General features: G+C 69.9%; 11 protein-coding genes. 10 read left to right on the top strand and 1 reads right to left on the bottom strand.

Annotation, left to right across the window (positions count from 1 at the left end; translation table 11 throughout):
• Positions 1-71 precede the first annotated feature (71 nt).
• The 10 genes from putA (at position 72) to L880_RS0113365 (ending at position 15225) form a co-directional block, all read left to right on the top strand.
• Positions 72-3857: a trifunctional transcriptional regulator/proline dehydrogenase/L-glutamate gamma-semialdehyde dehydrogenase gene (putA, locus tag L880_RS0113410; RefSeq protein WP_027476121.1), complete on the top strand. Its 3786-nt coding sequence runs from the start codon at positions 72-74 to the stop codon at positions 3855-3857.
• A 500-nt stretch (positions 3858-4357) separates the two neighbouring features.
• The gene (locus L880_RS0113405; RefSeq protein WP_051443294.1) at positions 4358-5314 is read left to right on the top strand and encodes a MurR/RpiR family transcriptional regulator; all 957 of its coding nucleotides are present in this window, start codon (positions 4358-4360) and stop codon (positions 5312-5314) included.
• Positions 5315-5324: 10 nt separating this feature from the next.
• Positions 5325-6350 (top strand): isoaspartyl peptidase/L-asparaginase family protein, encoded by a 1026-nt coding sequence (locus L880_RS0113400; protein ID WP_051443293.1) that lies wholly within the window; start codon positions 5325-5327, stop codon positions 6348-6350.
• Positions 6347-8218 carry a dipeptide ABC transporter ATP-binding protein gene (locus tag L880_RS0113395; protein ID WP_027476118.1) on the top strand — a complete coding sequence of 624 codons (1872 nt, stop codon included), beginning with the start codon at positions 6347-6349 and terminating at the stop codon, positions 8216-8218. Before L880_RS0113400 ends, L880_RS0113395 begins: the two co-directional genes overlap by 4 nt.
• A gap of 43 nt (positions 8219-8261) precedes the next feature.
• A complete protein-coding gene (gsiB, locus tag L880_RS0113390) occupies positions 8262-9800 on the top strand; it encodes a glutathione ABC transporter substrate-binding protein GsiB (RefSeq protein ID WP_019575744.1) in 1539 nt (512 codons plus the stop codon).
• 240 nt (positions 9801-10040) lie between these two features.
• The gene (gsiC, locus tag L880_RS0113385; RefSeq protein ID WP_019575745.1) at positions 10041-10961 is read left to right on the top strand and encodes a glutathione ABC transporter permease GsiC; all 921 of its coding nucleotides are present in this window, start codon (positions 10041-10043) and stop codon (positions 10959-10961) included.
• Positions 10962-11855 (top strand): glutathione ABC transporter permease GsiD, encoded by an 894-nt coding sequence (gsiD, locus tag L880_RS0113380; RefSeq protein WP_019575746.1) that lies wholly within the window; start codon positions 10962-10964, stop codon positions 11853-11855.
• Between the two features lie 3 nt (positions 11856-11858).
• Positions 11859-12956 carry a DmpA family aminopeptidase gene (locus L880_RS0113375; protein ID WP_027476117.1) on the top strand — a complete coding sequence of 366 codons (1098 nt, stop codon included), beginning with the start codon at positions 11859-11861 and terminating at the stop codon, positions 12954-12956.
• A 4-nt stretch (positions 12957-12960) separates the two neighbouring features.
• Entirely contained in the window at positions 12961-13797 is an 837-nt protein-coding gene (locus L880_RS0113370; RefSeq protein ID WP_027476116.1) for a M55 family metallopeptidase, read from the top strand.
• A 168-nt stretch (positions 13798-13965) separates the two neighbouring features.
• Positions 13966-15225: an HD-GYP domain-containing protein gene (locus L880_RS0113365; RefSeq protein ID WP_027476115.1), complete on the top strand. Its 1260-nt coding sequence runs from the start codon at positions 13966-13968 to the stop codon at positions 15223-15225.
• On the opposite strand, the gene L880_RS0113360 is transcribed toward L880_RS0113365, so the two are convergent.
• Entirely contained in the window at positions 15211-16290 is a 1080-nt protein-coding gene (locus L880_RS0113360; RefSeq protein WP_245615138.1) for an NUDIX domain-containing protein, read from the bottom strand. The genes L880_RS0113365 and L880_RS0113360 overlap by 15 nt on opposite strands.
• Positions 16291-16345 lie beyond the last annotated feature (55 nt).

The raw sequence follows: 16345 nt of genomic DNA, 5'->3' as shown, positions 1-16345 counted from the left end.
AAATTATGGATAAATATTCATGTGAATGGCTAAGAAGATAGCGCAATTCACCGAATCCGAGGAGCCTCACCATGTCCGTCCGCCCGCCCCTGAGCCCCGCTGCCGACACCTGCACCCCCTTCCAGCCCTTCACGCCGGGCCTGCAGCCGGCCAGCCCGCTGCGCGCTGCCATCACCGCGGCCTGGCGCCGCCCCGAGACCGAGGTGGTGCCCGAGTTGCTGGCGCAGGCCCGACTGCCCCAGCCCCTGGCCGAGGCCACCCAGCAACTGGCCCAACGCCTGGCGCGTCACCTGCGTGAGCGCAAAAGCGCCGGCGGCCGGGCTGGCCTGGTGCAGGGGCTGCTGCAGGAGTACGCGTTGTCGTCCCAGGAGGGCGTGGCCTTGATGTGCCTGGCCGAGGCCTTGCTGCGCATCCCCGATGCCGCCACCCGCGATGCCCTGATCCGCGACAAGATCGCCCATGGCGAGTGGGCGCGCCACCTGGGCAAGAGCCCCTCGCTGTTCGTCAACGCCGCCACCTGGGGCCTGCTGCTGACGGGCAAGCTGGTATCCACCCACAGCGAAAGCGGCCTGGGGGCCGCACTGGGGCGGCTGACCGCGCGCGGTGGTGAGCCCCTGATCCGCAAGGGCGTGGACATGGCCATGCGCATGATGGGCGAGCAGTTCGTGACCGGTGAGACCATCGCCCAGGCCCTGCGCCATGCCGCCACCCTCGAGCCCCAGGGCTTTCGCTACTCCTACGACATGCTGGGCGAGGCCGCCCTCACCACGGCCGATGCTGAGCGTTACCTGCGCGACTACCAGCAGGCCATTGCCGCCATCGGCCAGGCCTCGGGCGGGCGCGGCGTGTATGAAGGCCCAGGCATTTCGATCAAGCTGTCGGCTTTGCACCCGCGCTACAGCCGTGCCCAGCATGACCGCGTGCACGCCGAGCTCTACCCGGTGCTGCGCCAGTTGGCCTTGCAGGCGCGGGGCCAGAACATCGGTCTGAACATCGACGCCGAAGAGGCCGACCGCCTGGAGCTCTCGCTGGAGCTGCTGGAGCGCCTGTGCTTCGAGCCCGCACTGGCCGGCTGGAACGGCATCGGCTTCGTGATCCAGGCCTACCAGAAGCGCTGTCCGCAGGTGATCGACCACGTGATCGACCTGGCCCGCCGCAGTGGCCACCGCCTGATGGTGCGCCTGGTCAAGGGCGCCTACTGGGACAGCGAGATCAAGCGCGCCCAGCTCGATGGCCTGAGCGACTACCCCGTCTACACCCGCAAGGCCTACACCGATGTGTCCTACCTGGCCTGTGCGCGCCGCCTGCTGGCCGCGCCCGAGGCCATCTACCCGCAGTTCGCCACCCACAACGCCCACACCCTGGCCGCCATCTACCAACTGGCCGACCCGGCGCGCTACCAGCCTGGGCAGTACGAGTTCCAGTGCCTGCACGGCATGGGCGAACCCCTGTACGAGCAGGTGGTGGGCCCGGAGGCCGCCGGCCGCCTGAACCGCCCCTGCCGCATCTACGCGCCGGTGGGCAACCACGAAACCCTGCTGGCCTACCTGGTGCGCCGCCTGCTGGAAAACGGCGCCAACACCTCCTTCGTGAACCGCATTGCCGACAACACCCTCTCGCTGGACGAACTGGTCCAGGACCCGGTGCAGACCGTCAAGCAGATGGCCCTGCGCGAAGGCACGCTGGGCCTGCCACATCCCTCCATCGCCACCCCGCCCGAGTTGTACGGCGCCGCGCGCCGCAACTCCCAGGGCCTGGACCTGGCTTGCGACACCGCGCTGGCCCGACTGCACCTCGATCTGTTGAGCAGTGCCCGCACCGAATGGCAGGCCCAGCCTCTGCTGGCGGGCCCCGAGGCCCAGGCCGAGTGGGCCGAACCCGCCCAACCGGTGCTGAGCCCGGCGGACCTGCGCGACCGCGTCGGCCGGGTGCAGGAAACCACCCTGGCGGGCGTGGAATGGGCGCTGCAGGCGGCCACCGAGGCCGCACCGGCCTGGGCCGCCACAGCCCCGGCGCAGCGTGCCCTGGCCCTGGAGCAAGCGGCCGATTTGATGGAGCAACAACTGGGCGTGCTGATGGGCCTGCTGGTGCGCGAAGCCGGCAAGACCTGCGCCAATGCCGTGGCCGAGGTGCGCGAGGCGGTCGATTTCCTGCGCTACTACGCCGCCCAGGCGCGCCGTGATCTGGGCGATCTGCCGCACCGGCCGCTGGGCCCAGTGGTCTGCATCAGCCCCTGGAACTTTCCGCTGGCCATCTTCACGGGTCAGGTGGCGGCGGCCCTGGCCGCCGGCAACCCGGTGCTGGCCAAGCCGGCCGAGCAGACCCCCTTGCTGGCGGCCCAGGCCGTGCGCCTGCTGCGCCAGGCCGGCGTGCCCGACGCCGTGCTGCAACTGCTGCCCGGCCGCGGCGAGACCGTGGGCGCCACCCTGGTGGGCGATGAGCGCGTGCAGGGCGTCATGTTCACCGGCTCCACCGAGGTGGCTCGCCTGCTGCAACGCCAGTTGGCCGGCCGCCTGAGCCCGAGCGGTCGCACCGTGCCCCTGATCGCCGAAACCGGCGGCCAGAACGCCATGATCGTGGACTCCTCTGCCCTGGTCGAGCAGGTGGTCAGCGATGTGCTGGCCTCGGCCTTCGACAGCGCGGGCCAGCGTTGCTCGGCCCTGCGTGTGCTGTGCGTGCAGGAAGAGGCCGCCGACCGCGTGCTGGAGATGCTGGCCGGCGCCATGGCCGAGTTGCGCCTGGGCCGCCCCGACCAACTGCACACCGACGTGGGCCCGGTGATCGACGCCGAGGCACGCGCCGGCCTGCTGCGCCACATCGATGCCCTGCGTGCCCAGGGCCGCCGTGTGCAGCAGCCCCTGGGCCGGGGCGGGCTGGACGACACCCGTCACGGCCACTTCGTGCCACCCACCCTGATCGAACTCGGCAGCCTCAGCGAGCTGCAGCGCGAGGTCTTCGGCCCGGTGCTGCACGTGCTGCGTTACCGCCGCGAGGCCCTGCCCGAGTTGCTGGACCAGATCAACGCAACGGGCTACGGCCTGACCCTGGGCCTGCACACCCGCATCGACGAAACCATCGAGCGCGTGGTGGCCGGGGCCCGCGCCGGCAATGTGTATGTGAACCGCAACATGGTGGGCGCCGTGGTGGGCGTGCAGCCCTTTGGCGGGGAGGGCCTGTCGGGCACCGGCCCCAAGGCCGGCGGCCCCCTGTACCTGTACCGCCTGCTGGCGCAGCGCCCCGAGGCGGCCCTGACCCGCAGCCTGGCCGGCGAAGGCGCCCCGGCGCAAACGGGCCACCTGCCGGAGGTGTCGCCGGCCGCGTTGCAGGCCCTGGCCGAGTGGGCCGGGCGCAACGCTCAGCCGGCCGTGGCGGCGGCCTGCGTGGAATGGGGTGAACAGGCCCGCGCCGGGCACGCCCGCCTGCTGTGCGGCCCGACCGGCGAGCGCAATGTCTACACCCTGCTGCCGCGCGAGGCCGTGCTGTGCCTGGCCGATCAGGACGACGACCGCCTGCGCCAACTGGCCGCCGTGCTGGCCGTGGGCAGCCAGGCCGTCTGGCCCGACAGTGCCCAGGCCTTGCTGCAGCGCCTGCCCGACGCCGTGCAGGGCCGCGTCGTGCTGTGCAGCGACTGGACCCGCCCCGAAACCCACTTCGATGCCGTGCTGCACCAGGGTGAGCCTGCGGCCCTGCGCCAGGTGGCGCTGCGGGTGGCCCAGCGCCCGGGCCCGATTGTCGGCATCACCGGCCTGCTGCCGGGCGAGGTGGCGATTCCCCTGGAGCGGCTGTGGGTCGAGCGCGCGCTCAGCGTCAATACCGCGGCGGCGGGTGGCAATGCCAGCCTGATGACATTGGCCTGAGCGAAGCGCCTGCCGGGCTTGCGGAATTCGTATCGGATTGTTACATTCGGAGGGCTTCTCAGCCCATTTGTCGCCAAGCCGGGGCCAACGGCGCGTCAGGGCGCTGAAGGGCTGATAAGCATGCAGGGAAGAATGTGGGCGCCGATGGGTCGCCCCGGGTCGTCTTCCGGAGTCGCGCCAGCGATTCTTCGCTGTCCGGAAGTGCAGACCCTGGGGACAAATGCCCCTCAGGCGCTGGATGCTGGTTGATTGTTACGCAATACCTTTTCAACTCCAGTTTGGAAAACCCGGCAACTGCCGGGTTTTTTTTCGCCTGCGCACCGTGTTGCATCCGTCATGCCCCCGATCGGTGCGCCAAAGCACGCTCCACCCCCACGGAACCCTGGAAACAACCCCGGGAAGAACCCCATGCGGCAGGCCTGTAAATTGCTTTACAGTATTTCAGTTATCTGAAAACTTCTTTACAGCGCCCCTTTTCTCCCCTTTTCTCTCTTCGCACCATGCCCCGTGACCCAGCCACCGTCTCCGCTGCCGATTGGGCAGGCCGCTTTGCCGGTCTGCCGGTGCTGCAGCACGTGGCCAGTCAGGCGCCGTCCCTGCCGGCGGCGCTGCAGCGCATGGCGCGGGCCGTGCTGGCCCACCCTTTCCGGGCCGCCACGCTGAGCATCGAGGAGTTTGCGCGCGAGACCGAGGTGTCGGTGGCCAGCGCCAACCGCCTGGCCCGGGCGCTGGGCTTTGCCGGCTACCCGCAGTTCCGGGCCGAGCTGGCGCGTGGCTTCGAGTCGGTGCTGGCGCCGGTGGAGAGTCTGCGCAGCAACCTGCAGCAGCCTGCCGGCACGGTGCAGACCATGGCCGCCTCGCTGCAGGAAACCCGCGACAACCTCGACCACACGCTGCAGGCCTTGCAGGACCAGCCCTGCGAGCAGGCCGTCGAACTGCTGCTGCAAGCCGATCAGGTCATGACCCTGGGCTGGGGCAGCAGCGCCTTCCTGGCCGGTCTGCTGCAGCACGAACTCGAACCCTATTGCAGCGGCGTGAGCTGCCTGGCCCAGGCCGGCGGCCCCTCGCACGCGGCGCGACAACTGTTCCGGCGCGGGCCCCGTGATCTGCTGATCACCCTGGCCTTTCCGCGCTACGTCAGCGATACCGTCGAGCTGACCCGGCTGGCGCGTGAGCGCGGCGTGCGCATCCTGGCCCTCACCGACAAGCCCGCCTCGCCCCTGGTGGAGCTGGCCGACTGCACCCTGTATGCCCACATCCAGCGCCAGGTGGCGGCCACCTCGAACGCCACCGCCCTGGCCCTGATCGAGGCCCTGGTGGCCGCGGTGGCGCGGCGCAGCGACGCGGCCGTGCAGCGGCACCAGGAACTCACCCAGAGCGTCATGCCCTGGCTGCACCTCGATGCCCCCACCGAGGGCCGTGACCGACCCCGCCCCTCCAAACGATTGACTGATTGAGCCCCCGTCCATGCTGCCCACAGCCTCTTCCATTTCTCCCCGCCCGGTCCCGGTGCTGGTGCTGCACGGCGGTGCCGGCACGCTGACCCGTGGCGCCATCACCCCCGAGCAGCAGGCCCGCTACCGCGGCGCCCTGAACGACATCCTGCTGGCGGGCCAGGCCCTGCTGGCCCGGGGCGCCGAGGCGCTGGACGTGGTGACCGAGACCGTGCGCCTGCTGGAGGAGTGCCCTCTGTTCAATGCCGGGCGCGGCGCGGTGTACACCGCCGACGCGCGCCACGAACTCGACGCCTGCGTGATGCGCGGCAGCGACCTGGCCGCCGGGGCGGTGGCCGGCGTGACACGCCTGCGCAACCCGGTGCTGGCCGCGCGCGCCGTGCTGGCCTCGGCCAGCCCGGTGCTGCTGATCGGGGAGGGGGCCGAGCGCTTCGCCATCGAGCGCGGCTGCGAAACCGTGGCGCCCGAGTGGTTCGACACGCCCGAGCGCCTGGCCCAGCTGCACCGCGTGCAGGCCGCCCGCGGCGGCGCCGCCGCACTCGATCACGATGCCCAGAACCTGCTGGCCGCACAGGCCCCGGCCCCGCTGGACGAGCGCGCCAAGATGGGCACCGTGGGCGCGGTGGCGCTGGACGCGCACGGCCACCTGGCGGCCGCCACCAGCACCGGCGGCGTCACCAACAAACTGCCCGGCCGGGTGGGCGACTCGCCCCTGGTGGGCGCGGGCAACTACGCCAATGACCGCACCGTGGCCGTGTCGTGCACCGGCATGGGCGAGGCCTTCATCCGCGGCATGGCGGCCTACGATGTGTCGGCCCTGATCGAGTACGCCGGCCTCAGCCTGGCCGAGGCCTGCCGCCGCGTGGTGCACGACAAGCTGCCCCCGCTGGGCGGGCGCGGCGGCCTGATCGCGGTGGACGCGCAGGGCCGCATCGCCTTGCCCTTCAACACCGAGGGCATGTACCGTGGCTGGGCCCGCCCTGGCCAGCCACCGGTGGTGGCCATCTACGCCGACGAAGACGACCGGAGCCCCGCATGAGTGCCTTGCCCATCACCCCCGCCGACAGCCCGCGCCGCGTGCTGGAGGTGCAGGACCTGCGCGTCAGCTTCCGCACCGAACAAGGCCGCCTGCAGGCCGTCAAGGGCCTGAGCTTCCATGTCGATGCGGGTGAGACCCTGGCCATCGTGGGCGAATCGGGCTCGGGCAAGTCGGTGTCCTCGCTGGCCCTGATGCGCCTGGTGGAGCAGGGCGGCGGCGCCATCGACAGCGGCCAGATGTGGCTCACCCGGCGCAGCGGCGAGCGCGTGGACCTGGCCCGCGCCAGCGCCCGCCAGATGCGCAGCCTGCGCGGCGCCGACCTGGCCATGGTGTTCCAGGAGCCCATGACCAGCCTGAACCCGGTGTTCACCGTGGGCGAGCAGATTGCCGAATCGATCCGTCTGCACCAGGGCCTGGGGCGCACGGCAGCCCTGGCCGAGGCGCTGCGCATGCTGGACCTGGTGCGCATCCCCGAGGCACGCAACGTGCTCACGCGCCACCCGCACCAACTCTCGGGCGGCATGCGCCAGCGCGTCATGATCGCCATGGCCCTGGCCTGCAAGCCCGCGCTGCTGATTGCCGACGAGCCCACCACGGCGCTCGATGTGACCATCCAGGCCCAGATCCTCACGCTGATCCAGCAGTTGCAGCGCGACCTTGCCATGGGCGTGATCTTCATCACCCACGACATGGGCGTGGTGGCCGAGGTGGCCGACCGCGTGCTGGTGATGTTCCGGGGCGACAAGGTGGAAGAGGGCGCCTGCCAGCCGCTGTTCGCCCAGCCGCAGCAGCCCTACACCCGGGCCCTGATGGCGGCCGTGCCGCGCCTGGGCGCCATGCAGGGGCACGCCTTGCCGGCCCGCTTTGCCCTGCCGGGCCAGGAGGCCAGCGACAGCGTGGCCAGCCTGTCGGCGGCCGACACCGTGCGCCGCGACCAGCCCCCGGTGCTGCAGGTCGAGGGCCTGGTCACGCGCTTTCCCTTGCGCGGCGGCTGGCTGGGCCGGGTCACGCGCCAGGTGCACGCGGTGGAGCAGCTGAGCTTCAGCCTGCAACCGGGCGAGACTTTGTCGCTGGTGGGCGAGTCGGGCTGTGGCAAGTCGACCACGGGCCGCTCGCTGGCGCGCCTGCTGGAGTTCAGCGCCGGTCGCGTGCAGGTGGCGGGGCGCGACATCGCCGGCCTGCAGGGGGCCGACCTGCGCGCGCTGCGGCGCGACATCCAGTTCGTGTTCCAGGACCCCTTTGCCTCGCTGGACCCGCGCCTGACCGTGGGCTTCTCGGTCATGGAGCCCCTGCTGCTGCATGGCCTGGCCACGCGTGCCGAGGCCGAGCAACGGGTGCAGTGGCTGCTGCAGAAAGTGGGTCTGCCACCCGAGGCGGCGCACCGCTACCCGCATGAGTTCTCGGGCGGGCAGCGCCAGCGCATCGCCATCGCGCGCGCCCTGGCGCTCAACCCCAAGGTGGTGATCGCCGACGAGGCGGTGTCGGCGCTCGACGTGTCGATCCGCGCCCAGATCATCAACCTGATGCTCGACCTGCAGGCCGAGTTCGGCATCGCGTTTTTGTTCATCTCGCACGACATGGCGGTGGTCGAGCGCATCAGCCACCGCGTGGCCGTGATGTACCTGGGCCAGATCGTCGAGATCGGGCCGCGCCGCGCCGTGTTCGAGAACCCGCAGCACGCCTACACGCGCCGCCTGATGAGCGCGGTGCCGATTGCCGACCCCAGCCGCCGCCCCGTGCGCGAATTGTTGTCGGACGACATTCCCAGCCCCATCCGGGCGCTGGACAATCCGCCCGAGGTGGCCCCTTTGCACGAGGTGGCCCCAGGGCATTTCGTGGCCCGCCACCGCGTGGGCGGAGCCTACTGATTTCCTTTCTTCCTCTTCTTATTCATCAAGGAGTGTCCTCGCCATGAAACTGAAACTGAATCACCTCGCCGCCGCCCTGGTGCTGGCCGGCCTGTCGGTCTCGTCCGCCCACGCCTCCAAGGACGTGGTGGTGGCGCTCTATTCGAGCTTCACCACCACCGACCCCTATGACGCCAACGACACCGTGTCGCAGGCCGTGGCCAAGTCCTTCTACCAGGGGCTGTACAGCTTCGACAAGGACATGAAGATGGTACCGGTGCTGGCCGAGAGCAACAGCGTCAGCAAGGACGGCCTGGTCTACACCATCAAGCTCAAGAAGGGCATCAAGTTCCATGACGGCACCGACTTCAATGCCGAGGCCGTGAAGGTCACCTTCGACCGCGTCACCAACCCCGACAACAAGCTCAAGCGCTACAACCTGTACAAGAACATCATCAAGACCGAGGTGGTCGATCCGTCCACGGTGCGCTTCACGCTGAAGGAGCCCTTCTCGCCCTTCATCAACACCCTGGCCCACCCCTCGGGCGTGATCATCTCGCCTGCGGCCCTGGCCAAGTACGGCAACAAGGGCATCGCGCAGAACCCGGTGGGCACCGGCCCCTTCAAGTTCGTCGAGTGGAAGGCCACCGACTACATGAAGGTGGCCAAGTTCGACGGCTACTGGAAGAAGGGCTACCCCAAGGTGGACACCATCACCTGGCGCCCGGTGGTGGACAACAACACCCGTGCCGCCATGATGCAGACCAACGAGGCCCACTTCGCCTTCACGCTGCCGCCCGAAGCGGTCGAGAACCTGAGCAAGAAGCCCAGCCTGGAGGTGACCCAGGGCCCCTCGATCGTGCAGCGCTACATCTCGTTCAACATGCAGCAAAAGCCCTTCGACAACCCGAAGGTGCGCCAGGCCATCAACTACGCCATCAACAAGGAAGCCTTGGCCAAGGTGGCCTTCTCGGGCTTTGCCGACCCGATGGACTCGGTGGCCCCCAAGGGCGTGGACTACTCGGTCAAGCTGGGCCCCTGGCCCTACGACCCGAAGAAGGCGCGTGAGCTGTTGAAAGAGGCGGGCTACCCCAATGGCTTCGAGAGCACGCTGTGGAGCGCCTACAACCACACCACGGCGCAGAAGGTGATCCAGTTCGTGCAGCAGCAACTGGCCCAGGTCGGCATCAAGGTGCAGGTGCAGGCCCTGGAGGCCGGCCAGCGCGTCGAGCGCGTGGAAAGCGCGCAAGACCCGGCCACCGCCCCGGTGCGCATGTACTACGTGGGCTGGTCGTCGTCCACCGGCGAGGCCGACTGGGCGCTGCGCCCGCTGCTGGCCTCGGAGTCCTTCCCGCCGCGCCTGTTCAACACCGCGTACTACAAGAACGAGGTGGTGGACAACAACATCGCCCGGGCCCTGAACACCACGGACCGCGCCGAGAAGACCCGCCTCTACACCGAAGCCCAGCAGCAGATCTGGAAAGACGCGCCCTGGGCCTTCCTGGTGACCGAGCGCTCGCTGTCGGTGCGGGCTCGCAATCTGGCGGGCTTCTATGTGATGCCGGACTGGAACTTCAACTTCGACGAAATCGAGTTGAAATAATCCCCCCTGAGTCGCCTTCGGCGCCATCCCCCCTGAGGGGGGACAACACCAGCGGCCTGGCAAAGCCAGCTCCGCGGTGTCTGCTGGCATGGCTTGCTCCGCAGCCTTCTGAACGGGAAGTGCAGGGTGTTGTCCGTGCCGCGCCAAGGACGGACTCAGGACGTGTTCCTGAAATCAGAGTCAGGATCTCACCGGAGGTCGTGAGCCTGTCGGGACTGTTTTTGATTGAGCTTGAGATCCATGATCCATTACCTTTTCAGGCGCCTGCTGGGGCTGTTGCCGACGCTGCTGATCGTGGCGGTGCTGGTGTTTTCGTTTGTGCACCTGTTGCCGGGCGATCCGGCGCGGCTGGCCGCGGGGCCGGAGGCGGGGCCTGAGACGGTGGAGCTGGTGCGGCAGGATCTGGGGCTGGACCTGCCCCTGCACCAGCAGTTCCTGCGTTTTTTCAGCCATGCGCTGCAGGGCGATTTCGGCACCTCGATCCGCAGCAAGCGGCCGGTGTCCACCGAGATCGCCGAGCGTTTTGCGCCCACGCTGTGGCTCACGGTGGCGGCCATGGTGTGGTCGGTGCTGCTGGGCGGGGTGCTGGGCATGGTGTCGGCCGTGTGGCGCAACCGCTGGCCCGACCGGCTGGGCATGACGCTGGCGGTGTCGGGCATCTCGTTTCCGTCGTTCGCGCTGGGCATGCTGCTGATGCAGCTGTTCTCGGTGCAACTGGGCTGGCTGCCCACGGTGGGGGCCGACAGCTGGCGCCACTACATCCTGCCCTCGCTCACCCTGGGCGCGGGCGTGGCGGCGGTGATGGCGCGCTTCACGCGCAGCTCCTTCATCGACATCCTGAAAGAAGACTACGTGCGCACGGCCCGCGCCAAGGGCCTGTCCGAGACGGTGGTGGTGGTCAAGCACGGGCTGCGCAATGCGCTGATCCCGGTGGTCACCATGATGGGGTTGCAGTTCGGCTTTCTGCTGGGCGGCTCCATCGTGGTCGAGGTGGTCTTCAACTGGCCCGGCATGGGCCGCCTGCTGGTCGACGCGGTGGACATGCGCGACTACCCCGTGATCCAGGCCCTGGTGCTGCTGTTTTCGCTCGAGTTCATCCTGATCAACCTGGTGGTCGATCTGCTGTACGCCCTGATCAACCCGACCATCCGATTCAAGTAAATGACTGAACAACCCACCCCCGCCAGCCCCGTGGCTGCCCAGCAGGTCCGCACCCCGGCGGCAGAGTTCTGGCGCCAGTTCAAGCGCCAGCGTGTGGCCCTGTGGGCCGGCGGCTTTGTGCTGCTGCTGGTGGCCGTGGCCGTGCTGGCCCCCTGGCTGGCCCCTTACGACGCCGAAGGCTATTTCGATTACGACGCGCTCAACAGCCCGCCCAGCGCGGCGCACTGGTTCGGCGTGGACGCCCTGGGGCGCGACATCTTCAGCCGCATCCTGCTGGGCACGCGCATCTCGCTGGCCGCCGGCTTCATCTCGGTGGCGGTGGGCGCGGTGATCGGCACCGGCCTGGGCCTGCTGGCCGGCTACTACGAAGGCTGGTGGGACCGCATCGTGATGCGCATGTCCGACGTGCTGTTCGCCTTCCCCGGCATCCTGCTGGCCATCGGCATCGTGGCCATCCTCGGCAATGGCATGGTCAACGTGATAGTGGCGGTGGCCGTGTTCAGCGTGCCGGCCTTTGCCCGCCTGGTGCGTGGCAATGTGCTGGCGCTCAAGCACCAGACCTACATCGAAGCGGTGCGCTCCATCGGCGCCACCGATGCCGTCATCATGCTGCGCCACCTGCTGCCCGGCACAGTGTCCTCGGTGGTGGTGTACCTCACCATGCGCATCGGCACCTCCATCATCACCGCGGCCAGCCTGTCCTTCCTGGGCCTGGGGGCGCAGCCGCCCACCCCCGAGTGGGGCGCCATGCTCAACGAGGCGCGGGCCGACATGCTCAATGCCCCGCACATCGCGCTGTTCCCCAGCCTGGCGATCTTCGTCACCGTGCTGGCCTTCAACCTGCTGGGCGACGGCCTGCGTGACGCGCTCGACCCCAAGCTCGACCGGAACTGAGCCATGCAACGCAGCTTCCTCGGTGCGCCCCAGCTGGGCACCCTGGCCAGCGGCCCGCTGGACGCCATCACCGATGTGGCCGGCGTGTCGCTGGGCCACGTCACCCTGTCCGAAGGGGCGGTGCAGACCGGCGTCACCGTGCTGCTGCCCGCCACGGGCGATCTGTTCCTCAACAAGCTGCCGGCGGGCCTGGCCGTGATCAACGGCTTTGGCAAGAGCGCCGGCCTGATGCAGGTGCAGGAGCTGGGCCAGATCGAATCACCCATCGCCCTGGTCAGCACCTTCGCCGTGGGCACGGCCAGCACCGCGCTGATCCGCGATGCCATCGCCCACCAGCCCGAGCTGGCGCGTAGCCTGCCCACCCTGAACCCGCTGGTCTTCGAGTGCAATGACGGCTGGCTCAACGATGCCCAGGCCCTGGCGCTGCAGGAGTCGCATGTGCTGCAGGCGTTGCAGACCGCGCGCGAGGCGGGTGCGGGCGCCTGCTTTGCCCAGGGCGCGGTGGGCGCCGGGCGGGGCATGTCCTGCCACGGGCTCAAAGGCGGCATCGGTACGGCCTCGCGCCAGTTCGAGTGGCAAGGGCGTCGCCACACCCTGGGCGCCCTGGTGCTGGCCAACCAGGGCCGGCCCGAGGCCCTGACCCTGGCCGGCTGCCGCATCGGCCCGGTGCTGCAGCAGCGCATCGCCAGCGCCGAGGCGCCGGGGCCTGAGCGTGGCTCCATCATCATCGTGCTGGCCACCGATGCCCCGCTCGATGCCCGCCAACTGCAGCGCGTGGCCCGGCGCTCGGCCGCCGGCCTGGCGCGCACCGGCTCGGACTACGGCCACGGCAGCGGCGATGTGGCCCTGGCCTTCTCCACCGCCTACCGCCTGCCGCAGCGCGCCGACCAGCCCATGCCCAGCGTCACCCTGCTGCACGAAAGCGCGCTGGACCTGTTCTTCCAGGCCGCCGCCGAGGCCACCGAGCAGGCCATCGTGCACGCGCTGTGGGCGGCCGTGCCCCTGAGCGGGCGCGACGGCCACCACCGCCACGCCCTCACTTCCGTGGCGCCTGAACTGCTGACCCAAGCGCCCTGGGCGCTGCTCCACCCGAAAGACTGAAGCCATGTCTGCACCCAAGATCCTGATTTCCATGGACATCGAAGGCGTGGCCGGTGTCTGGCGCCCCGAGCAGACCCAGGCCGGCAACGGCGAATACGAACGCGCCCGCCGCTGGATGACCGAAGAGGCCAATGCCGCCGTGCGCGGCGCCCTGGCCGGCGGCGCCGGCGAGGTGCTGGTGAACGACTCGCACGGTCACTTCGGCAACCTGCTGGCCGACCTGCTGGACCCGCGGGCCCAGCTGATCCAGGGCAAGCCGCGCACCCTGGGCATGATGGCGGGGGTGGAACAGGACGTGGACGGCGTGCTCATGATCGGTTGGCACGCCCGCGCCAAGACCCGCGGTGTGCTGGCCCACACCAGCAACAGCTTCGCCTTTGCCCGCGTCTGGCTGGGCGGCCTGGAACTGGGCGAGGTGGGCCTGTACGCGGCCCTGGCCGGCGAGCTGGGCGTGCCGGTGCTGCTGGTCAGCGGTTGCAACGTGCTGGCCGACGAGGTGACCGCCTTGCTGCCGCACACCGACATGAGTGTGCTCAAGTGGTCGGATGGCGCGCGCAGTGGTCGCTCGCTGTCGCCCCAGGCCGCCTGCGCCGAGATCGAACAGGCCAGCCGCCAGGCCCTGCTGCGCCTGCAGGGCGAGGGGGCTCCCCCGGCCTGGACGCTGCCGGGGCCGCTGACCTTGCGCGTGCAATGCCAGACCCCGGCCCTGGCCGATGTGTTCAGCCTCTGGCCCGCCGTGCAGCGCGAAGACGGCGACACCCTCAGCCTGCCCTGCGCCAGCGTGCAGGACGCGGTGCGCAGCCTGAATGCGCTGGCGGCGATGTCGAGTGTGTTGCGTTGAGGGTGGGTTGACGATATTGCCGGGCGGCCTCTGTCAGGAAGACTGAGAAGCTCACCGCAAGGTCTGGATGACCGCTTTTGACGGGCTCGCTGACCAACGTTTGCCCGAACGGCTTGACAGTGCCAGGGCCCCAGCGGACGATGGGGCGTCACTTTTTGCCCATTGTCCATGTCCACATTCCAGGTCAATCTGCGCGACGTCATCTATTCGCTGTCCGATGCCCTCGATCTGGTGGGGGTGACCCACATCCACCACGGCAAGCGGGTGGCCTATATGGCGGTGGAGTGCGCCAAGGTGCTGGGCTGGGCGCCCGAGCGCCTGGACCGGCTGTTCCAGGCCGGCATGCTGCACGACAGCGGGGTGTCACGCACCTACATCCACCGCCGCCTGACCCAGTTCGAGTGGGAGGGCGAGGCCGAGCACTGCCGCATCGGGGCCGAGCTGCTGCGCAGCTGCCCCTCCCTGGCCTCGCTGGCCGACATCGTGCTGCACCACCACACGCACTGGAGCGCGCTGCAGGCGCTGCCGCTCAGTGACGAGGTCAAGCTGGCGGCCAACTGCATCTACCTGGTGGACCGCACCGACATCCTGACCCTGGCCGCGCTCAAGGACCAGTCCAACATCCTGTACGGGCGCGAGGACACGCGCCAGGCCATCGCGGCCCGGCGGGGTGACTGGTTCTGCCCCGAGCTGGTGGATGCCTTTTTGCAGGCCTCGGCGAGCGAGGCCTTCTGGTTCAGCCTGGAGAGCGAGCAGGTGCGCGGCTATGCCCACGAATGGATCGCCCACGACCAGGTGCGCGCCGTGCCCTTTGCCGAGCTGCGCAGCCTGGTGCGCATCTTTTCGGTCATCGTCGACGCCAAGAGCCCCTTCACCCGCGAGCATTCCGAGGGCGTGGCCCGGCTCTCGCGCGCCCTGGGCGAGCGCCTGGGCCTGGCGGAGCGGCGCTGCGAGATGCTCGAACTGGCCGGCCTGCTGCACGACCTGGGCAAGCTGCGCGTGCCCGACGAGCTGCTCGACAAGCCAGGCCGCCTCACGCCCGAGGAGTACGCTGTCATGAAGCGCCACAGCTTTGACACCTACAGCATCCTGCGCACCATCCACGGCCTGGAAGATGTCGCCCTGTGGGCGGCCCAGCACCATGAGCGCGTGGATGGCTCGGGCTACCCCTACCACCTGGCCGGCGAGCTGTCGATCGAGGCGCGCATCGTGGCCGTGGCCGATGTGTTCCAGGCCCTGGTGCAGACCCGTCCCTACCGGGCCGGCCTGTCACCCGCCGAGGTGATGGCCATCGTGCATGAGCACACCGAGCGCGGCGCGCTGGATGCCTCGGTGGTGGCCCGGCTGGATGCCGAACTGGACGCGTTCTGGGCGCTGGCGGCGCCCGCCGTGACGTCAGAGCCCCCGGCGGCCTCAACCCGGCAATAGGTGCAGAAAGTGGTCCAGCACCACGAAGTGGTCGTCAAAGAACTGCTCTTCCAGGCCCGCCAGGTCCTGCTGCGCCACCCACAGGGCCTCGCGGGCGTCGTCGTCCCCGCTCACGGCGGGCAGGGGGCGGCTGCCCAGGTCAAAGAAGTGCGCATGGGTGATGGTGCGCCCGCGCTGGCTGCGGCCCGGGGCATCGAACACGGCCACGCCCTGCAGGGCGGCACGCCACTCGGCCAGGGGCAGCGCCAACCGGGTTTCCTCCTGCACCTCGCGCAGGGCTGATTCGAGCAGGGTGTCCTGCTGTTCCAGAAAGCCGCCGGGCAGGGCCAGCAGGCCCGCACCCGGGTGGCGGTCGCGCCGGATCAGCAGCACGTGGCCGGCACAGCGCACCACCGCGTCCACCGTCACGAACACGGGCGGGTAGGGCGCCACGGCCCAGGCCTCGCGCTGCTGGCGCAGCGTGCGCCATTCGGCGCGCAAGGCTTCGTAGCGCGCGGTGTCGACCTGATCGCCCAGCGCCTTCAGGGTGTCCGGCGCCAGGAGGGGCGCCAGGCGGGCCAGCCCACGCGCGGGGCTGTCGGCGTTGAACCACAGGTCGCGCAGCGCGGCCTCATCGGGCCAGGGGCTGGCTTCGACGGCGTCGGCCTGCAGCACCGGGGCTGCCGCCATGGCCTGCCACCAGGCGGCTTCGGGCGTGCCTGCGGGCAGCACGCGCAGCACTGTGTCCGGTGCCTCGCCGCTGAGGCGGGCCACGCCGTCGCGCAGCGCCTGGGCGTTGCGATCGGCCTCGCCCAGCTCGCGCAGGGGCAGAAAGCGCAGGCGCTCGGCCTCGCGCGGCGGCAGTGAGGCGCGGATCAGGTCGGCGCGCTCGCCCCAGCTCAAGGGGTGGGCCGGGCTGCGCGCCAGCCAGGCGCCGGCCAGCACCACCACCACGCGCTGGGCGTGGCGCAACGCGGTCTGGATCAGGGCCAGGTCATGGCGGTGCAGCGGCTGGAAGTGGCCGGCACAAACGGCCCAGGCCTGGCGGGCAGGGGGCATCGCGGGGTAGGGAGTAGCTTTCGACATGGTGGCCCAAGCGTAGCCTGCGTGGGCCCCGCCAGGGCTGTGACACAATCCCGGC

Origin of the sequence: Curvibacter gracilis ATCC BAA-807, assembly GCF_000518645.1 — a bacterium.
In the GTDB taxonomy this organism is placed as follows: Bacteria; Pseudomonadota; Gammaproteobacteria; order Burkholderiales; family Burkholderiaceae_C; genus Curvibacter; species Curvibacter gracilis.
The sequence above is the reverse complement of the archived record's forward strand: the minus strand, read 5'-3'. Positions and strand labels throughout refer to the sequence as shown.